Below are 20,916 nucleotides of genomic sequence, written 5' to 3' on the forward strand. Positions count from 1 at the left end.
TTATATAATTTTTTAATATACAAGTTAATTTAAATTATAGTTTTTATACTTTGCTTAAATTTAGCGCAAAAGCTTTTTGGCTCAAAAGCACTTCATCATTTTCTTTAAAATCTTTAGCTTCTAAAGGGCTTAGTGCTACTTGGCTGATTTGATTACCTATGGCAAGTATGGCTATAAATATGCTATCTTGCTTTTGTAGTTTTAAAATGCGTGCTTTTATGGCAAATTTTTGCGAGCCTTGTGTCTTTAAAAAAACTTCATTAGGCGAGCCTTCTTTGATGATAGCTCCATTTTCTAAAATGATGACTTTATTAGCTAGTTTATAAACTTCACTTACATCATGACTGATTAAAATAGTAGTGATTTTATAAGTTTTGTGTATATTTAAAAGATAATCATGCAAGTGTAGTTTTATCTCATTATCTAGGGCGCTAAATGGCTCATCTAAAAGTAAAAGTTTGGGTTTTTGCATAATGGCTCTTGCTAAAGCTACGCGTTGTTTTTGTCCCCCGCTTAGCTCTAAAATATGACTTTTTTTGTGTTTGCTTAAATCTAAAAGTTCTAAAAGTTCATTAGCAAATTTTAGATCTTTTTTGGCAAAAAGTAAGTTTTGCTCTACATTCATATTTTCAAATAAAGCATAATCTTGAAAAACAAAGCCAAGTTTTCTTTTTTGTGGGCTTAGAAAGTTTTTATCATCAAAAAATATCGTATTATTAAAAGTGCAAATTCCTTGTGCTTTTTCAAAACCTGCTAAAATTCTCAAAAGCGTAGTTTTACCACTACCACTTTTTCCAAAAATAGCACAAAATTCTCCTTCTTTAACTTCAAATTTAACCTTAAGTTTAAATTCTTTTTCTTTATTTTTAAAGATTTTTTCAAAATCAAGTTTTAGCATAAATACTCTTTGATAAATAAAGCACTAGGATGTACATAAGCAAATACAAAATCATTTTTTTGATAATTTTGCTCTAAAAACTCATGGGTACTAATTTGAGCTTCGAAAGTGCAAATTTCATTTTCTAATCTTACGATAGTGATGATTTGTCCTTGAAAAATATCAATGATTTTTGCATAAAAGGTATTTAAAAATGAATTTTCTAAATTTTTTTTACTAAGCAAGCACTCGCTACTTTTAAAAGCTAGTAAAACTTCTTGATTAATGCTTGCTTTTTCATCAAGTTCTAAAGCAAGCATAAATAATTTATGTTTTTTTATAAGAAATTCTACCCAGTTTATATTTTCATGATTTTTTATAGTGTTTATTTTAGCTTTAATCATGGGATATTATAGCCATAAGCTTTGAAAATTTCCTTAGCCTTTTTGCTTAAAATAAAATCATAAAATTTTTTAGCTTTGGCATTATCTTTACCATAAGAAGTGATAACAATACCTTGATTGATTGGCTCATAAAGCTTTGGATTGATTAAAATATAATTTTTTCCTTCTTGGAGTTTATAAGATTTTAGTGTATCTTCATATAAAGCACTTGCTGCTATAAAACCCACATCAGCTGCTTTTAATGTTTGAGTAAGTGCTTCTCCTATGGATTTTGCCTCGATGATTTTAGCTTTTGTTTGCTCATAAATTTTAGCATTTTGTAAAGTTTCTATACTAGCTTGACCATAAGGAGCAGCTTTGGGATTAGCTATGGTGATGATTTTTACTTTTTCTTCTTTAAGTGTGTCTAATCCTTTGCTTAAATCCATTCTAACACTGAGTAAAGCTAAAGCTCCTTGAGCATAAATAACAGGTTTTGTGCTAGTAAAATTATCATCATACAAGCTTTGTGCAAATTTCATATTTGCAGCCATAAATATATCAAATGGCGCACCATTTTTAATTTGTGAGACTAAATTTCCACTAGCGCCTAAGCTTACATTGATACTAATATCAGGGTTTTCTTTTTGAAATTCTTTTTGCAAGGCTTTAAAAGCGTAAGCTACATTTGCAGCTGCAGCGATATTTACATCAGCACTATAGCCAAAAATACACAAAAAAAGTAGGGTGAAAATTTTTTTCATTTTTTATCCTTTTAGTAGTAAATTTTGAAAAAATTATAGCTTATTTTTAAAAGCAAAAATAAATTTGTGTTTTTTGCATATTTTCTAAGACTTATTTCATAAGCAAATAAAAATTACTAATTTTTTTTAAAGAATATTTTTAATGTAAAAATTTATTTTAATTTTTGTATAATATAAGATTTCAATTTATGAAATTTTAAAAGGAAAAAGCTTGTTAAAATACATACTAACTTTGTGTTTATTTTTTAACACTTTGATTTTAGCAAATGACTTTGAAGATTTTGAACAAGAATATCAAAAAAAAGAAGTCAAAGATAGCTTTTATACCTACAATAAAGCTATGAGTAAATTTAATTATGATCTTTATACTTATTTTTTAAGACCGGTTGTGCTTTCTTATAAAAGCATTACTCCAAGTTTTATAAGAACAGGTGTAAAAAATGCTTTTGATACCACAAGATCACCTTTTAGATTTATTAATCATCTTTTAAGTTTAGAATTTAGAAAAGCTGGTGAGGAATTTGGAAGATTTTGTGTGAATGTGATTTTTGGATTTGGTTTGTTAGATAGTGCGAGTAAAACTCCTTTAAAAAGTTATGAAGCTGATTTTGGAACGACTTTGGGCAAATGGGGAGTAGGTAGTGGAGCGCATTTAGTGCTCCCGTTTTTAGGCCCTTATAATGTAAGAGATGCTTTAGCTTTGCCTGTAAATTGGTTTATGGTGCCTGAGGGGTATATTGAGAATTTTTGGGTTGGTGTGGGTGTAAATGCTGCATTAAAACTCAATGAATTAAGTTTTGAGTATGAAAAAATAGATGATATTTACCAAAATAGTGTAGATTATTACATTTTTATACGCGATGCGTATGAACAAAGACGCCAAGAACTCATCAAATAAGGAGATAAAATGAAAAAAATCATAGTTTTGCTTTTTAGCGTAGTATTTGCTTTTGCTTTAAATTTGCAAGATATTTCTAAAACCATACAAGAAAAAATTGATGAGAGCTTAAAAATTCTAGATCAAAATAAAAACGATAAAGCTAAAGCAGCGGAAAAAATCTTTGCTTTATTTGATGGTGTTTTTGATTATGAACTTATGGCTAAACTTAGTCTTTCTACAAGATATGAAAAATTAAGTGAAAATGAAAAAAATGAATTTAACAAAGCTTTTGAAAAAAACCTTAAAAAAAGTTTCACAGATAAGCTTGCTTTGTATGATTCTCAAAAATTAAAAGTGATTAATTTAGAAGAAAAAAATAAAAGAGCCTTTTTAAAAACTTCTATGATAGTAGATGGTAAAGAAAATTTTGTAATCTTTAAATTTTATGATAAAAATAATGATTGGCAAATTTATGATGTAGATATTTTTGGTATAAGTATTATACAAACTTATCGCTCACAATTTAAAGATGTCTTGCAAAATGGCGATTTTAAAACCTTGCTTGAAAAGCTTTCTAGTGTTGATTTTTCTAAATAATGCTAAGTAAAATTTTAAAAATCTTTCTTAATTTCCCAAAGCTAACTTTGGGGATTACTTTAATCTTTTGTATATTTTTTAGTTTTTTTGCTAAAAATTTAAGTGTTGATGCAAGTGCTGAAAGCTTGCTTTTAGAGCATGATGAGGGTTTGAAACTATATAGAGAAGTTTCAGCGCGTTATGGCAATGATAATTTTTTAATGCTTGCTTTTGCTCCTAAAAATAAAGATATTTTTGCTAAAGAAAATTTAGAAACTATCAAAAACTTAACCCTTGATTTAGAAAAAATCAATGGAGTGCAAAAGGTATTTTCTATCGCTAATGCACCTTTACTTGCAAGTTCTAAAGGTAAAGAGTTAAAAGAGCTTATCCAAAATATACCTAATATTTTTAGTCAAGATGTGGATATTAATCTAGCTAAAAAAGAAATTTTAAATCAACCCTTTTATAAAAATAATATTATCTCAAAAGATGGAAAAACAACGGGAATTTTGATTTATCTAGCACCTGATCTTATTTATAATGACTTGATTAATTCAAGGGATAATGCGCAAAATGAAAATGAAAAAGAGTATTTTAGAGCCTTGATTAAAAAGCACCAAGAAAGCTCAAGGGAATTTAGTGCAAAAAGATTAGAAGAAATTACTAAAATAGTATCTAAATATAGTCAAAATGGAGACTTTTTACACCTTGGTGGTGTTGAAATGATCGCTAATGATATGATTAATTATGTAAAAAGTGATTTAAAAATTTATGGACTTAGTTTAATAGGGCTTTTATTTATAGCACTTTGGTGGTTTTTTGGCTCTTTGCGTTTAGTGTTTTTGGCTTTGGGAATTTGTGTGGTTTCACTTTTTACTTCAAGCGGGATTTTCGCGCTTTTGGGCTTTGATATTACTGTGGTGTCTTCAAACTATGTAGCTTTGGTACTCATTATCACTGTCTCTGTTGTGATACACTTAATCGTGCATTTTATAGAAAATTTACACAAACACCCAAAAGCTAGCGTTTATAAGCTTTTGCTCTCAACCTTACTTGATAAAGCAAGTCCTAGTTTTTTTGCTATTTTAACCACGGTTGTTGGGTTTTTAAGTTTTGTTTTTTCAGATATTGAGCCTATTGTTAAACTTGGTATTATGATGAGCCTTGGCATCAGTGTGAGTTTGATTTTAGCTTATATTTATTTTGCAAGTATTTTAGTATTAATGCCGCGTTTAAATTTTAAAGAGCTTAATCAAAATTCGTTGAAATTTTTAAGTTTTTGTGCAAATGTAAGTTTAAAACATAGAAAATTTATCTATGGTATAAGTTTATTTTGTGTGGCTTTTGCTTTGTATGGAATTTTGCAAATTAAAGTAGAAAATAGTTTTGTGAGTTATTTTAAAGATAGCTCTAGGATTAAACAAGGTTTGTTGATTATAGATAAAGAGCTAGGTGGAACTATGCCTTTAGATGTGATTGTCAAATTTAAGCAAAATCCAAAACAAAATGAAAGCTTAGATGAGTTTGAACAAGAATTTGATGATTTATCCAAAGATGATAGGTATTTTTTTAGTAGTGAAAAAACAAGAATAGCTGCTAAGGTTCATGAGTTTTTAAGTAAGCAAAAATATGTAGGTTCTGTGCTTAGCTTGCAAAGTTTGCTAGAGCTTGGAAAAAGCATTAATGATGGTAAGACTTTAGATGATTTTGCTCTAGCGTTTTTGTATGAAAATTTAGATGAGAATTTTAAAAAGCAAGTTTTAACCCCTTTTGTTAGTGTAGAAAATAATGAGTTGCGATTTAGCGTGCGTATGCTAGATAGTGATCCAAATTTAAGACGCGATGCTTTTTTAAAACAGCTTGAAAAAGACTTAAATGAGCTTTTGCAAAATGATAATGTAGAGGTTAAAATCAGTGGTATTATGCCTTTGTATAATAATATGCTTCAAAGTCTTTTTTCATCACAATTTGACACTTTAGCCTTTGTGGTGCTTGTGATTTTTGCTTTGTTTGTGGTGATTTTTAGAAGTTTTGTTTATGCTTTTGTGGCAATTTTGGCCAATCTTATACCTTTAGCTTTAGTGTTTGGCTTAATGGGTGTTTTAAATATACCACTTGATATTATGAGTATTACCATAGCTGCTATTTGTATAGGAATAGGGGTTGATGATATGATTCATTATATTCATCGTTTTAAAGAAGAATTAAAACATAAAAGCTTAGAAGAGGCCATAAAAGCTTCGCATATAGGTATAGGAAGTGCGATTTATTATACTAGTGTTACGATTATTCTAGGTTTTTTAGTAATGATTAGCAGTAATTTTATCCCGACGATTTATTTTGGCTTGCTTACGGTTTTGGCTATGAGTTTGCTTTTGTTTGGTTCGCTTTTTTTATTACCAAGTTTTATTTTAACTTATCATTATTTTAAAACAAAATTAAAATAAAGTAAAATCCAAATCACATAAACACCAAAAGCAATAAGCATATATTTTATAAATTGTTTCATTAATACTCCATTTTTTCTAATACCCTTAAGATATAAGTAGCAAACATTAGCGCTTGTGAGCGGTGTGAAATTTTTAATTTTACTTGCTCATCTAATTCACCTAAGGTTTTATCAAAACCTTTTGGGATAAATAAAGGATCATATCCAAAGCCATTATTACCCCTTGGAGTGTCAATAGCAAGGCCATGCATATATCCATGCGTGCTAAAATGTCCATATTTTGAGCTTATAGCTATGGCTGCAGTGTAAAAAGCTTTGCTTTGATGTAGATTTTTTTCATGTAAAGCTTGGATGAGCTTGTTTCTATTGGCCTCATCAGTGCCTTCTTGAGAGTATCTTGCAGAAAAAATCCCTGGCGCATTGTCTAAAGCCTCTACGCTTATACCACTATCATCGCTTAAGGTGATAAATTCATCTTGTTTTTTTTCTAAAGCATTAAAAATAGCTTTAGATTTTATCAAAGCATTTTCTTTAAAACTTATGCCATCTTCGATGATTTCAAAAGGGGTGATGATTTCATTTAAGGCATAAATTTCATAAGTAGTTAAAAATTTTTTGATTTCTTCTACTTTGTGTGCGTTAGAAGTTGCTAGAATGATTTTTAATTTTTTCTTCATAAATTACTCTTTTTGTTTTGACTTTAAAAAAAGTTTATCAAAATCATAGTAAAATTATCCTTTATAAGGAGAAAAGATGTTAAAAACCGTTTTACCTTTGTCTTTTATTGTAGGAACTAGATTTTTCGGATTATTTATAGTTTTGCCGGTTTTAAGTTTATATGCTTTAAATTTAAAAGGAGCCAATGAGTTTTTAGTAGGACTTTTAGTAGGTGTGTATGCTCTAACTCAAATGGCATTGCAAGTTCCTTTTGGAATCATTTCAGATAAAATAGGGCGTAAAAAAACTATGCTAATAGGACTTGTGGTGTTTATCATAGGTTCTTTGGTATGTTCATATGCTGATGATATTTATACGATGATGTTTGGAAGGCTTTTACAAGGAGCAGGAGCCATAGGAGCAGTAGCTACTGCTATGATAAGTGATTTTATCAATGAAGAAAATCGTGGTAAGGCCATGGCTATCATGGGTTCATTTATAGGACTTTCTTTTGCAGCTTCTTTAGTGCTTTCTCCTTTAATGAGTGCTAAATTCGGACTTTCTAGTTTGTTTGATTTAAGTGCCATTTTAAGTCTAATTTGTATCGTGCTTTTATTTAGCGTTGTGCCAAAAGAGCATACAATAGTACATGAAAATACTAAAACCCCATTAAAAAAACTTTTAAAAGAAAAAAACTTAGCTTTGATGAATCTTACTAATTGTATGCAAAAAATGCTTATGAGTATTGCGTTTTTAAGTATTCCTTTGGTTTTAGTACATGAGTTTAATTACCCGAGTGAGAATTTATGGCATGTTTATGTTAGCTCTATGGTGCTTGGGTTTTTAGCTATGGGTTTATCAGGATCTTTGGGAGAAAAAAGAGGCTTAAGTAAAGAGATATTGCTTTTAGGTGTGGCGTTTTTTATCATTGCTTATATTATATTTGCTTTTTCGCATAATGCTTTAGTGTTTATGGTGGGTGTTGTAGTGTTTTTTATAGGATTTAATTTACATGAGCCTATTATGCAAAGCTGTGCAAGTAAATTTGCTAAGGTAAATGAAAAAGGCGCAGCTTTGGGTGTGTTTAATGCTTTTGGCTATTTTGGAAGCTTTTTAGGTGGTGTCGTTGGAGGGTATTTTTTACACCATTTTAGTTTAGTTGCTCTTGCTTTTATTTTGATAGCTTTGTCTGTAATTTGGTTTGTATTGCTTTTGTTTTTACAAAGTCCGGCAGATTTTAAAAATGTCTATTTATCTTTAGAAACAAAACATGATTTAAATATGATTAAAGGCATAAATGGAGTTTTAGATGTGTATAAAAACTCTAAATTTTTAGTGATTAAATACAATAAAAAACTTACAAGCGAAGAAGAAATTTTAGCGATTATTGAAAAATAATCGCTTTTATACAAAATGCTTTTCTTTTAAAATCACATATAATTTTAAAGTAGAAATAAAGAAAGTTAAAATAGCAGGCCCAAGGATAATACCCCAAAAGCCAAAACTTGAAATTCCTGCTATCATCGCAAAGAAAATTAAAAGTTCGTTAATTTGTGTTGGAATTTGAACAAGTTTTTCATTGATCCATTTAATGATATAGGGTTTTACTAAAGTATCTGCGATAAAAGATATCATTACCACGCTATAAATGAAAATCACTAAAGCACCGCTTAGATTATTATTTGCAAATTCATATAAAGAGACAGGCACATAAACTAAGGCCCCACCTACCACAGGGATTAAAGAGCTAAAGCAAAATAATATTCCCATTAAAATCGCATCATAACCATAAAATTTAGTAATGATAGCAAAAAGCACCCCTTGTAAAATGGCATTTAGCACCATAGAATAAAACACCACAGACATTACATTACTCACTTCACTTAAAATGCCTTGAGTTTCTTCTTTTTTCATAGGCACTATGCTTTTTATATAGCCAATGAGTTGGGCTCCATAAAGATTAGCAAAGAAATAAAACACACAAATTAATACCATATCAGTTAGAAATTTAGTGCCAAATTTAGTTGCGCTTGAAAGATAGGTTAAAACATTTTTAGAGATAGAATTTAAGTCAATACTTGCTAATGCTTCTTTGATTTTAGGTTCTATAAAACTTAAAGATTCAGGTAGGTGTAAAGAATAATTTTTAAAATATTCTATGGTATTGTGAAAATAGCTTATATCAAAACCTTTTGCAGCCTTTGCTAGTTCTATAATAGCATATACAAAAGGGATAAAAAATAAAGCTAGCATAAAAGCAGTAGTAGCTGCTGCAGCAACGACTTTTTTACCTTTAAAAATACTTAAAAATTTAACATTAACATTAGAAGTAGAAACAGCCATTAAACTTGCTATGGCTATATTCATCAAAAAAGGTTTAAACAAAAAAAGTACCCAAAATAAAATGATCAAAATAAAACTAATCAAGAAAAAATTACTACTTTTCATCAAATAAACCTTTGTTATATTTTAATTTTAAAACATCAAAGCTTTTTAAGCTTGCAATGCGACCTTTGGCTGTTCTTTCTATATAGCCATTTGCTAGTAAATATGGCTCTATCACATCTTCTATGGTATTTTCATCCTCACTTAATGCTGCGGCTATACTAGAAAGTCCTATAGGTTTTCTTTTAGCTTCAGTTAAAAGCTCTAAATACCGCAAATCCATCGCGTCAAAACCAAGCTCATTTACCCCTAAGGAATCAAGTGCTTGTTTAGCTCTTTTTTCGCTAATGATTTCTTCATCATTTACATCAGCAAAGTCTCTTACACGCTTAAGCAATCTTAATGCTATTCTTGGGGTTGAGCGACTGCGTTTGGCTATTTCTAAAGAAGCTTTTTTTTCACAAGTTTTATTAAGCTTTAGAGCTGCTTTTTCTAAAATAATAGCAAGCTCTTCATTTTTATAAAATTCCAAGCGAAATTGCATACCAAAGCGATCGCGTAAAGGATTGCTTAGCATACCTGCTCTTGTAGTAGCACCTATTAAAGTAAATTTAGGTAAATCGATTTTGATTGTTTGTGCAGCAGGGCCACTACCGATGATAATATCAAGACGAAAATCCTCCATAGCAGGATAAAGCACTTCTTCTATGGCGGGACTTAAGCGATGAATTTCATCGATAAATAAAATATCTCCCTCGCTAAGATTAGTTAAAATCGCAGCTAAATCCCCGCTTTTTTCTATCATGGGTGCAGCGGTAGTTTTGATATTTGCATTCATTTCATATGAGATAATGTTTGCTAAAGTTGTCTTACCAAGTCCTGCAGGCCCACTAAAAAGGATATGATCGAGACATTCATTTCTTTTTTTAGCAGCTTTAATAAAAATTTCTAAATTTTTTTTAATGTTTTCTTGTCCTATGTAGCCATCAAAATTTGAAGGTCTAAGGCTTGTTTCATAAGTTTCATCAGGGGAGAATTTTTCAATCTCTACGATTCTATCCATATTTTTTCCATTTTATTTTGCTAAGAAATTTTAATTTTATCTAAAATTTGCTAAAATAAACATTTAAACTTAGATTATAGAAGTTTTTATGGGAATTTTAGAGCAATTAGAGTTAGATTACGAGCTTGAAGAAATCGAGCGTTTTTTGTATTTTTTTAGAAGTCTTTGCGATGTTTTAGAGCCTTTGATAGTAAAGCTAAGCAGCGATAGCTCAAAATACAAAGAAGCTTTAAAAGACTTAGAGCAAAATATCCACAATGTAGTTTGGGCTGCTAAAAGATTAAATTTAGATGAGATTGCAAATTTTTGTACATTTTGTGAGGAAATTATGCAAGAAGCAGCTAAATTTGATGGGCCTGCTAGCGATGAATTTGTGGATTGGATGTTTTTAGTGGGTGAGCAGCTTGATAGATATTGCAGTGATTATGAAAAAAATGCTTCTTTTTTAAGTGTATTTAACCCTCAAATTGCAAATGTTCCTGATAAAATTTCTAAATAACGGGGACGACTTGGCTTCGACAGGAGTAGAGTGGCCTTGGTGGCATGTCGCTTTGAGCAAAGCGTATAAAGCTCAAATTAAAATTAAACGCAAACAACGTTAAATTTGCTCCTGCTTACGCTAAAGCTGCGTAAGTTCAGTTGAGCCTGAATTTTAAGTGATACTATCTAGCTTAGAATTTGGTCATTTTTGATAGTGTAGATTGAAATTTGACAAGTTTTGATTGAAGTTAAAGTCTTAGTCTAGCTTGAAATTTTGGAAGGTGAGTTTGGCTAGATGAAATTTTCACCTTTGCTAAGCATGTAGATGCCGTGGTTGTTTTATTTTTGGACAGGGGTTCAATTCCCCTCGTCTCCACCAAATTTAATCTTTCATATATCAATTTATTAGAATTTAGTATTTTAATAATATAATTTCATCAAAGGTTTCTTATTATTGATAGGACTTCAAGGAAGGCTTCTTTTTAGATAGATGGTAAGGTTTTTATTAATTCTAAATTTAAATTCATTATAAAGCTTGATAGTATTTCTTAGCATTTTAAAAAGTTCTTTTTGTTATCATTTTAAAAAATACTAAGGTTGTTCTATGAATTTTTATGAAGAAATTAAAAAATATCTTGATAATAATCTTTTTACCAACTATGCTCTAGAGGTGGATTTTCCAAATATTTATAATTTTACTAAAAATGAAAACACATATAAAACAACCTTAGATAATATAATCTGTCTATACAACGCCACTCAAAGAAATTTTCAAAATTATAACGAACATCAATTTGAAGATGAATTTATATCAAAAGTGTTAGACATTTTAGGGTGGAAATTTATAAGACAAGATGAAAAGATCATACAGGGTAAATTAGAAAAGCCCGATTTTTTGCTTTTTAGTGATGAAAATATAAAAGTAAATTATGAAAATTTAGACAAAGAAACAAAAAAATCAAGTAATGAATTCACTATTATCATGGAGTCAAAAGCCTATAATGTACAAATAGATAATAAAAAAGTAAAAGAAAATCCCCATTTTCAAATTTTAAGATATCTTAGTAATCTTAAGAAAAATTATGGCTTTTTAACTAATGGTAGATTTTGGCGTTTTTATGATAACTCTACACTTAGTGCAAACAAGGTATTTTATGAGATAAATTTAGAACAAATCATAAAAGATAAAAACTACCAAGCTTTTGCGTATTTTTATAGTATTTTTGCTTCAGCAAGTTATACGGAAGAAAAACACATAGAAAAATCTTTACAAGTTAATAAAGAATCAAAAATAAAAATAGAGGATGATTTAAAATCTATCATCTATGGAACTAATGGCAATGAATCTTTATTTGAATTTATAGGTTCTAAGATTTATAACAAAACTAAAGCTGATTTAAAGCTAATCTATGAAAATTCTTTATATTTTGTGTTTAGGCTTTTATTTATTGCTTATTTTGAAGATAAATTTGAAAATATCTTAGAAAAGCATAAATACTTCAAAAGCAAAATTAGCATAAAAACTTTATTGCAAAATTTAAGCGATGATGAAAGCTCAAGTGCTGGCTTTGGCGATTTAGAAATGATATTTCAAATTTATAATAAAGGCAAAGGCAATTTTGACATGCCTGTTTTCAATGGTGGGTTGTTTGATGAGAGCAAAACCACTCTTTTAAACACACCAAAGATTTTCAGCGATAAAGACTTGAAGAAAATTTTAGAACAATTATTATACTACAAAGATAAAAATTTAACTTTTAAAAGAGATTATAAAACCTTAAGCATAGAGCATTTAGGCACGATTTATGAAGGCTTGCTTTCTTACTTTTTTGAAGTAGCAAATGAAGATATTTACTATGTAAGCTATAAAGAAAAATCAAAAGAAATAGAGTGTTATTTTGATAATTATGACTTTAAAATTTTAGAAAAATCAAAAAAATTAGAAAAATACACCTTTTATGAAAAAGGACAAATTTATCTAAAAAATACTAGCAACTCAAGAAAAGCAAGTGCAAGCTTTTATACACCTCAATCCATAGCTAATTTTTTAATCCAAAGTGCTTTAAAAGACAAACTAAACAATGAAAACATTTTGAAATTTAAAATTCTAGACAATGCTTGCGGTAGTGGGCATTTTTTAGTTGCGGTTTTAAATGCTATCACGCATATTGTTTTATCAGATTTTGAACATTTTACAAATTTAAAGCAACTCCACGAACAAGAAAAAGAAAATATCGCAAATCATATAAAAGATTTCACGCAAGATTATGAGTTAGATGAAAGTGATGTTTTAAAACGACTTTTGCTAAAACGCATTATTTATGGAGTGGATTTAAATCCATTTAGTATAGAGCTTACTAAGCTTAGTCTTTGGATAGATAGTTTTATCTTTGGAACCCCACTTTCTTTTATAGAACATCACATAAAATGTGGCAATGCTTTGCTAGGCTCAAGTATAAGTGATTTTGAAAATTTAATAAAGCAAAATAAAGAAAATATTTTCACAAATTCCATTACTCAAGAATTTGAAATTTTACAAGAAGTATTTGAAAAGCTTGATAATCTACAAGATACCAACGAAGAACAAATCAAACAATCCAAACAAATCTATCAAAATGAAATCACACCAAAACTTGATAAGTTAAATTTATATCTAAACTATATCAACTCACTTCATTTTGCTAACAAAGAAGAATTGCAAATTCTAAAAGCCCTAAGTCAAGATGATATACAAAATTTAAGCCAAAATAAACAAGCAAAAGCTATCATTAGCAAATATCAAAAAGAATTTAACTTCTTTAATTATGAGTTAGAATTTCCTGAAATTATAGAAAATCAAGCATTTAAAGGCTTTGATATCATCATAGGTAATCCACCTTGGGATAAATCAGAATTTAGTGACAATGATTTCTTTCCACAATATAAAAGCGATTATAGAAGCTTAATCGCTAGCAAGAAAAAAGAAATTCAAGACAATTTGCTAGCGAAAGATTATATAAAGCAAAATTATGAAAAACAAAAAGCATATATAGATGTAATTAATGTTTATTATAAAAACACATTTATGTCTAATTCTTTAACAAAAGATATTAATTTATTTCGTCTTTTTGTAGAAAAAAATCTTTCTCTTTTAAAACAAGATGGAAATTTAGCTTATGTGCTTCCTAGTGCTTTGATGTTTGAAGATGGAAGTTTGACTTTAAGAAAAGAAATTTTAGAAAATAAAACTTTAGAGTATTTTTATAGTTTTGAAAACAACAAAGCTATCTTTATAGATGTTCATAGAAGCTATAAATTTGCTCTTATGCTTATAAAAAACACGCAAGCAAATCACACTCACAAAATCAAAACAATGTTTTATAAAACAGATATAAACTCATTAAAAAACAAAGATGAAATTTTAACTCTAAGCTTAGAAGATATCAAAAAGTTAAGCCCAACTCACTTAGCCTTAATGGAGCTAAAAGACAAGCAAGCTTTAGAAATTCTAAGAAAATCTTATAATGCTTTTCAAACCTTGTCTTTTGATTATATAGATTTTAGAAGAGAGCTTGATATGACAAATGATAAAGATTTGCTTATAGAAGAGTTTAGGGAAGGACTTTTACCCTTATATGAAGGCAAAATGATACATCAATTTAATGCAAATTTTAGCCAAGCTACTTATTTTTTAGAAAAGGCTAAATTTGATGAGCGTTTAAAAAGCAAAGAACTTTTAAGAGCTAAAAAGGCCACCGGCAAAGAACTAAAGCCTGAATTGATAAAGTATGATAGAGAATTTTTTAGACTTGCTTATAGAGCTGTTGCAAGAGATACTGATGAGAGAACTTTGATAGCTTCTTTATTGCCAAAAAATTGTGGTTTTGGACATAGTATGTTTGCAAATGTACCAAAACTATATATTTTAAAAGATGATGAAATTTGTATAGATGTAGTGCCTTATGAAAGAATTTTATTTACTTTGGCTTTGTTTAATTCTTTAGTGGTTGATTTTATCATAAGAAATATGGTGCAAATCAATGTAAGTAAAACCTACTTAGAAAGAATTCCTCTGCCTCAACCAAGTGATAAAGAAATTCAAAACAATGAAATCTATAAAACTCTAGCTAAAAATGCCTTACTTTTGCAGCTTTATAATGATAAAAATCATCATTTTGATGAGCTAAAACAAGAATTTAACATAAAAGATGATGAAATTCCAAAAACTAAAAAAGCTTATGATGTCTTAAGAGCAAAAAATGATTTATTAGTTAAAGAACTTTATAGTTTAAGTGATGATGAATTTTCTTACATGATAAGCACTTTTAAAGTCTTAAACGAAAAACAAAGTGAATATATAGCATTATTAAGGAATTAAGATGGAAGATAAATCTGTTTTAGAACAAATTATAGTTATTAGTCAAAATTTTAATAAAAATATAAAAAAACATGAGGATGATAGAGGGTTTTTATCTCAAAATATACTTAATGAGTTAAGGAATTTAATAGAGCATATTGCTTTGTATATTTACAATAGAGATACAAATAATAATTTTAGTAGTCACTATGATAATATAAAAGTTGCAATTGTATATATAAGCGATAAAGCTAAATATGTAAATATTAGAAAAATGCATAATTTTTTACAAATAACATCTTCACATTACACTCCAGATGAGGAAACTTCAGAAAGATTGATGTTAAAATATATTTCTATTTTAATTAAAATAAAGCAATTTTGTAAAAATAATTTAAACTTAGATATCTTGCAAAATATATATGAATTTCCTATTAAGCTTGATAATCTAAGTTTGCAATATTATGAAAGAGTTGTAAATAAAATCAATAATACAAGTGTATTTGAAAGAGAAAGAACTGATAAATTTTATATACATAAAGTCAAGCCATTTGTTGTAGATAAAAAAATATATTATGAGATAACATTTGCATTAGCTAAAAACTATACAAGTAAATTTGATAAAATCATAGCTTTTTCAAAAGAATATATTCCTGATAATTATGCTGTTGAATTAAAACTATATGATACTAGTATATGGTTGAAATCATTTAAGATACCCATTATATTAATAATCAATTGGAATGTAAGCATAAGACCTTGTGAGTTAAAGAATTTTTGTGCTATTTTTGGATTAGCTAATGTTAATTTTACAAGAAATGCAAAGTATGAGAGAATCATGCAATTTTTAAAATACAATGAATTGAGCTTGCTAGATATTGTAAAATTAAATGATATAGAATATCAAAACATCAAGAATGAATTTAGTGAAAATAAATTTAATGATTTTTTTAAATGTCTTGATAAGACAAGGGATATTATTACAAATAATAAAAAAGGAAAAAATATCCTTAGTTATTTATTAAATAGTATGAACAATGTTGTTATAAAATATCAAAAAGGTGATTTTGCTAATGAAAAATTATCAAATTTATATTTAAAAAATTCCTCCATACCTTTTGAAGATATGCCTTTTTGTACTTCTTTGACAGGACATAATCCTAGATTAATTGACTTATATGAGTGTTTAGATGTGAAAGATAGAAAGCATGAATTATTAGCCAGAACTATTAAAAATAACTCAAAAATTCATGGAAACTTATATAAGGATATTGAGGATTTTGGGCAAATTTCTAAAGAAAGTATTTTAGAACTAGTTAGAAAACACAATGATTCTATTGAGTATAAAGACCATAAGCCAAAAAGACATATAGAAATATTATATGAAAAATATTTATATATTAATGAAGATGAAACAGCGATAAAAAATATTATTTTAAAGCTTAAAAATTTTACCCAAAGTGGCATAGAAAATTATCAAAAAGATATAGAAAAATGGCTAAAGAATAACAACTTAGATTGTGAAGAAAAAAAGAATTTTCTAGAAAAAATGTTTTGCGATTCAAAATTAGCATTGATATATGGTGCAGCAGGAACAGGTAAAACCACATTAATAGAATATATTTCTAATTTTTTTAAAGATAAAAATATATTATTTTTGACAAATACTTACACAGCATTAGATAATATAAAAAGAAGAATAAAAAATCCATTATGGAGTTTTAATGTTGTATCTTCTTGCGTAAAAAAAAGAAAAGAGCAAGTATATGATGTTGTGATTGTTGATGAGTGTAGTACGATTGATAATAAACATATGTTTGAATTTTTAGATAAAGTAAAATGTGATGTTTTGGTTTGTGTTGGAGATGTATATCAAATAGAAGCTATTGATTTTGGAAATTGGTTTTTATTTGCTCAAAACTTTTTTAAAGATAAGCAAATAGAGCTAAAACATATTTACAGAACTAATGATGAAAGATTGCAAGATTTATGGAAAGAAGTAAGAGAGCTAGGGGAAAATATACTTGAAAAGCTTTCTAAGAAAAAAATATCTGAAAAAATAGAAAATTTTAATTTTAATACGCAAAAAGAAGATGAGATTATTTTATGCCTTAATTATGGTGGGTTATATGGTGTAAATAATATAAATAGGCTTTTACAAGAAAATAATCCTAAGCAATACATTCAATTTAATAGCTTATATTATAAAATAGACGATCCTATATTGTTTAATAATGAATCTTCTTCAAGATTTGGACAAGTCATTCACAACAACTTAAAAGGATCGATAGTAGATATAAAGAAAGGAAAAGGATGTGCTTTTTTTGTGGTAAATGTTTATAAAAATATAAGCGAAGAGAGTGAAAAAGATTTTAAAATTACTAAAAAATTTAATAATGAATATACAGAAATTACTTTTAGAGTAGATGAAATAAATTCTGATGAAGAGGATGAAAAAGAGCATGCTATTCCTTTTCAAGTAGCTTATGCTATTTCTATACATAAAGCACAAGGTTTAGAATATGATAATGTTTCTATAATTATTTCAGATGAAATAGAAGAACAAATAACACATAATATATTTTATACAGCTATAACAAGAGCTAAGAAAAGATTAAAAATATATTGGTCAGCCGAAACTGAAAATAAAATATTAAATTCATTAAAACTTAAAGATATTAAAAAGGATTATAATCTTTTATCATCTAAGTTAAAATAAGTTTTCTTTGCAAGGCTATCCTTGCAAAGAATTTATACAAATAAAGAATTCACACTTTCATTGTGATAAACTCTGCGTATTACCTCGCCAAAAATAGGTGCTACGCTTAGGACTTTGATTTTATCCATTTGTTGTTTTAAAGGTATAGTGTCAGTTACTACTAGCTCATCAAGCGCATCTTTGGCTATTCTTTCATAAGCTACGCCACTAAGCACAGGGTGGGTACAGCAAGCTATAACTGACTTTGCACCTTTGCTTTTAAATACTTCAGCAGCTTTTACTATGGTTCCTGCTGTATCGATAATATCATCTACCAAAATTACTTCTTTATCTTTTACATCACCGATGACATTCATCACTTCGCTTTCATTAGCCTTTTCGCGTCTTTTATCTACTATAACTATATCAAGTCCTAAAGCTTTTGCTACGCTTCTAGCTCTTGCTATACCGCCTATATCAGGACTTGCAATGATAGGGTTTTTATAGTTTTTATTTTTAATATAATCATTAAAAATAATACTTCCATAAAGATTATCCACAGGTATATCAAAAAAGCCTTGAATTTGTCCAGCATGTAAGTCTATAGTAGCTACTCTATCCACACCGGCTGATTCTATAAGATTTGCTACTAATTTTGCAGTAATAGGCACCCTAGGACTTGCTTTTCTATCTTGTCTAGCGTAACCAAAATAAGGGATGATAGCTGTGATAGAGCTTGCACTTGAGCGACGCAGAGCATCTGTCATGATTAAAAGTTCCATTAGATTATCATTTGTTGGAGCACAAGTACTTTGAATGATAAATACATCTTTACCACGCACGCTTTCATCTATTTGAATGCTAATTTCACCATCACTAAAACGCTTCACACCCGCATTGCTTAGAGGCAGTGAAAGGTATTTTGAGATTTTTTTAGCAAATTCCTCATTTGCTGAACCAGAAAATATTTTATATCCGCGCATATATAAGCCTTAGAAAGTTTTCTGTGATGATATAAAATTTTTTTTGAAAATACAATAAAACATATCAAAAGCCGTGTAATCTTTTTAAATCCGCATCAATAGGAAGTTTATTTCCATCTTTATCTACACTTACATAAGTTACCACAGCTGAAGTTACATGCATGCAATATACACGGCCATAATCATTGGCTCTTTGGGTAACTACTTCTACTTCTACGGTGATAGAAGTATTACCTGCTTTGATGATTTTTGCATAGCAAGATACCAAATCACCTACAAAAATTGGTTCTTTAAAAATGATCTTATCCACTGCTACAGTTACTACTCTTTGCGGAGAAAGCTCCCTTGCTGCAATGGCTCCAGCTAGATCAATTTGTGACATGATCCAACCACCAAAGATATTACCAGCGGGGTTTGTATTGCTTGGCATAGCTATAACTCTTAGTTTAGGTTCTCCCATATCTTTCATACATTCTCCTTGTGTTTTAAAAAAAACATTATAATTAAGTTTTAAAAATAAAGAAAGGTAAAAAATGAATGATTTTAAGCAAATAGCAAAAATTGTGAAAAATAGGAAACAAAATATCAATAGTCTTTATAATATACTTCAAACTAATCAAAGTCATCCTTTGATAGATAGAGCTTTAGAACTAGCTAATCTTGAAAATGAAAAAAGCAATGTTTTGGCAATGTTGCGTCGTTTGGTGGATTTAAAAGAGGAAAATTTAGTCCAAGAACTTGAGAAAAAAGGTTTAAATGAAGAAGAAATTTCTCAAATAAAATATAAAGTTTTTTCTTTGGTAAGAGCCTTTTATGAGGTAGAACATCAAGATTTAATAGATGAGATTAAGAGTAAAAATTTACTTGATGAGTTTTATTTGGCTTTAGTTCAAGGTGTGCATAATATAGGCGTAGTTATGAATTCTTTTGAGCTTGTTTGGAGCAAGCAAATTTTAGGTACAAATAATAAAATCTTAAAAGAACAATTTCCAAATTTAAGCGATGCTTTGGAGTTTTTAAAACAAAATGAGCTTTATCAGCTTAATCAAGATGGTGAAATTTGTGAAAGAAGCTATGGGGCTTTAGTTAAAATAGGAACACTTTGGAGATTTTTACCTTATGCAAAAGCTTTTGAAAATGAGGTTTTAAAGCTTGAATATGAGTTTGATAAACTTTTAGAAAAACTAAGAAATTGTGTGTTAGATGATGAAAAAAATGCTTATATTGATTATATAGAAAAATTAAAATTTGCTTTTTGTGAAAAAGATAATAATGAAGTGGTTAAAAAATGGCAAGAAGCAGAGCTTGCGTGGATGGAAGTAAAATGCCCATTACAAATCGGCCATCCTTTAGAATACTATGAAGACTCTTACACACATGCAGTAGCACTTGAGTGGGATATACGCTTAGAAGATGTGAGTGATTTTAATGGGAGTGAGTTTAAAGGTAAAATCAAAGAAAGTTTTGCAATGGTGTATGCAAATTTAGATGAAGAAAATGAAGTTTTGTTTGATGAAGTGAATTTTAATCTTGAAAAAACTCAGCTTTATATTTGTATGCCTATGATTTTTTATGGAGCAGAGCTTAAGGGGCTTTTTTCTGCTCAAGTAGTGCCAAATGATGAGTATGTAAGCAATATAGCAGGTAAAAAGATCTTTGCTTTTTTAAATTATGTTTATGAAAATGCTAAAACTAAGCCCTTTATGAAGCTTTCTTCTATGGTATTTGAAAAAGAATTTTTAGATTATGGTAGAGAAATTTTATTTTACAATGAAAAATTATGGAAAAGAATTTATGAAGTTTCTACCATAGGTCATGAGTTTGGGCATATTTTCTTTGTGGCAAATGATAGTGAAAAGAAAATGAATGAAAGTGGCGTGTTTAAAAATATAGAAGAGTTTAAAGCTACTGCGGGTGGGCTTGTGAATTTCTTTTTACATGAAGAAGATGATTTAAAGCTTCCTGTATTTTATGAGCTTATTAAAAGGGCTATAGGATTGATTGCTTGGCAAAGAGTAGAGGAGGTTAAGCCTTATTATACAGAAGGTTTGATTCATTTGTCATTGTTGTTTAAATCAGGGGTGTTATCTTTTGCAAATGAGAAATTAAACATTAAATTTGATGAGGAAGCTTATGAAGCCTTTAAGGCTGTGTTTATGCAAAATTATTATAAGTTAGCAAGACATTATATGTTAAAAGAAGATGCTAAAAATTATTTAGACGAATTTTGTGTTTTAGAAGATGAGGTATTTTTACCGCTTGATGAAGAGTGTAAAGAATTTGTAAAATACTACTATGAATTACACAAACTTTATGGCAATGAAATCGATGAAAGTGGAGAGTTTGAAAAATACTCTAATGCAAAATAAAATTTTATCAAGA

At 28.6% G+C, this 20,916-nt stretch carries 16 protein-coding genes and 1 other RNA gene; 9 read left to right on the top strand and 8 right to left on the bottom strand.

The features are described from left to right. Positions 1–43 precede the first annotated feature (43 nt). The 3 genes from L8X28_RS02135 to modA are packed head-to-tail and all read right to left on the bottom strand — an operon-like array spanning position 44 to position 2,024. Positions 44–898 carry an ABC transporter ATP-binding protein gene (locus tag L8X28_RS02135; protein WP_258108839.1) on the bottom strand — a complete coding sequence of 285 codons (855 nt, stop codon included), beginning with the start codon at positions 896–898 and terminating at the stop codon, positions 44–46. Next, positions 892–1,281 carry a hypothetical protein gene (locus L8X28_RS02140; protein ID WP_263665390.1) on the bottom strand — a complete coding sequence of 130 codons (390 nt, stop codon included), beginning with the start codon at positions 1,279–1,281 and terminating at the stop codon, positions 892–894. Before L8X28_RS02140 ends, L8X28_RS02135 begins: the two co-directional genes overlap by 7 nt. Continuing rightward, positions 1,278–2,024 carry a molybdate ABC transporter substrate-binding protein gene (modA, locus tag L8X28_RS02145; RefSeq protein WP_263665391.1) on the bottom strand — a complete coding sequence of 249 codons (747 nt, stop codon included), beginning with the start codon at positions 2,022–2,024 and terminating at the stop codon, positions 1,278–1,280. Before modA ends, L8X28_RS02140 begins: the two co-directional genes overlap by 4 nt. Before the next feature lie 211 nt (positions 2,025–2,235). On the opposite strand from modA, the gene L8X28_RS02150 reads away from it, so the two are divergent. The 3 genes from L8X28_RS02150 to L8X28_RS02160 are packed head-to-tail and all read left to right on the top strand — an operon-like array spanning position 2,236 to position 5,930. Then, on the top strand, positions 2,236–2,922 hold the full coding sequence (locus L8X28_RS02150) for a VacJ family lipoprotein (protein WP_263664929.1): 687 nt from the start codon (positions 2,236–2,238) through the stop codon (positions 2,920–2,922). 9 nt (positions 2,923–2,931) lie between these two features. Further along, entirely contained in the window at positions 2,932–3,501 is a 570-nt protein-coding gene (locus tag L8X28_RS02155; protein WP_263665392.1) for an ABC transporter substrate-binding protein, read from the top strand. Beyond that, on the top strand, positions 3,501–5,930 hold the full coding sequence (locus L8X28_RS02160) for an efflux RND transporter permease subunit (RefSeq protein WP_263665393.1): 2,430 nt from the start codon (positions 3,501–3,503) through the stop codon (positions 5,928–5,930). The genes L8X28_RS02155 and L8X28_RS02160 overlap by 1 nt, the downstream gene beginning before the upstream one ends. 61 nt (positions 5,931–5,991) lie before the next feature. Here L8X28_RS02160 and L8X28_RS02165 read toward each other — a convergent pair whose 3' ends face one another. Further along, positions 5,992–6,609 carry a non-canonical purine NTP pyrophosphatase gene (locus L8X28_RS02165; RefSeq protein ID WP_263665394.1) on the bottom strand — a complete coding sequence of 206 codons (618 nt, stop codon included), beginning with the start codon at positions 6,607–6,609 and terminating at the stop codon, positions 5,992–5,994. A 76-nt stretch (positions 6,610–6,685) separates the two neighbouring features. On the opposite strand from L8X28_RS02165, the gene L8X28_RS02170 reads away from it, so the two are divergent. Then, positions 6,686–7,987 carry an MFS transporter gene (locus L8X28_RS02170; RefSeq protein ID WP_263659273.1) on the top strand — a complete coding sequence of 434 codons (1,302 nt, stop codon included), beginning with the start codon at positions 6,686–6,688 and terminating at the stop codon, positions 7,985–7,987. A gap of 6 nt (positions 7,988–7,993) precedes the next feature. Here the strand turns inward: L8X28_RS02170 and L8X28_RS02175 are convergent, their stop codons facing one another. Both L8X28_RS02175 and ruvB read right to left on the bottom strand, forming a co-directional pair. Continuing rightward, positions 7,994–9,037: an AI-2E family transporter gene (locus L8X28_RS02175; RefSeq protein ID WP_133319757.1), complete on the bottom strand. Its 1,044-nt coding sequence runs from the start codon at positions 9,035–9,037 to the stop codon at positions 7,994–7,996. After that, positions 9,027–10,037, bottom strand: a complete 1,011-nt coding sequence (gene ruvB, locus L8X28_RS02180) for a Holliday junction branch migration DNA helicase RuvB (RefSeq protein WP_220566281.1) — start codon at positions 10,035–10,037, stop codon at positions 9,027–9,029. Before ruvB ends, L8X28_RS02175 begins: the two co-directional genes overlap by 11 nt. A gap of 88 nt (positions 10,038–10,125) precedes the next feature. Between ruvB and L8X28_RS02185 the strand changes: the two genes are divergently transcribed. From L8X28_RS02185 to L8X28_RS02200, 4 genes are all read left to right on the top strand, one after another. Next, positions 10,126–10,536 (top strand): hypothetical protein, encoded by a 411-nt coding sequence (locus L8X28_RS02185; RefSeq protein WP_039619086.1) that lies wholly within the window; start codon positions 10,126–10,128, stop codon positions 10,534–10,536. 1 nt (position 10,537) lies between these two features. Continuing rightward, positions 10,538–10,896, top strand: a transfer-messenger RNA (tmRNA) gene (gene ssrA / locus L8X28_RS02190). Between the two features lie 225 nt (positions 10,897–11,121). Beyond that, positions 11,122–14,874: a class I SAM-dependent DNA methyltransferase gene (locus L8X28_RS02195; protein ID WP_263665395.1), complete on the top strand. Its 3,753-nt coding sequence runs from the start codon at positions 11,122–11,124 to the stop codon at positions 14,872–14,874. A 1-nt stretch (position 14,875) separates the two neighbouring features. Then, positions 14,876–17,572 (top strand): AAA family ATPase, encoded by a 2,697-nt coding sequence (locus tag L8X28_RS02200; protein ID WP_263660185.1) that lies wholly within the window; start codon positions 14,876–14,878, stop codon positions 17,570–17,572. 32 nt (positions 17,573–17,604) lie between these two features. Here L8X28_RS02200 and L8X28_RS02205 read toward each other — a convergent pair whose 3' ends face one another. After that, entirely contained in the window at positions 17,605–18,534 is a 930-nt protein-coding gene (locus L8X28_RS02205; RefSeq protein ID WP_039619082.1) for a ribose-phosphate pyrophosphokinase, read from the bottom strand. Positions 18,535–18,598: 64 nt separating this feature from the next. Continuing rightward, entirely contained in the window at positions 18,599–19,003 is a 405-nt protein-coding gene (locus L8X28_RS02210; RefSeq protein WP_133319755.1) for an acyl-CoA thioesterase, read from the bottom strand. Between the two features lie 64 nt (positions 19,004–19,067). On the opposite strand from L8X28_RS02210, the gene ciaB reads away from it, so the two are divergent. Further along, the gene (gene ciaB, locus L8X28_RS02215) at positions 19,068–20,903 is read left to right on the top strand and encodes an invasion protein CiaB (protein WP_263665396.1); all 1,836 of its coding nucleotides are present in this window, start codon (positions 19,068–19,070) and stop codon (positions 20,901–20,903) included. Positions 20,904–20,916: the final 13 nt, after the last annotated feature.

It is taken from the genome of Campylobacter sp. CNRCH_2016_0050h (genome assembly GCF_025772605.1).
GTDB classification, from domain to species: Bacteria; Campylobacterota; Campylobacteria; order Campylobacterales; family Campylobacteraceae; genus Campylobacter_D; species Campylobacter_D lari_D.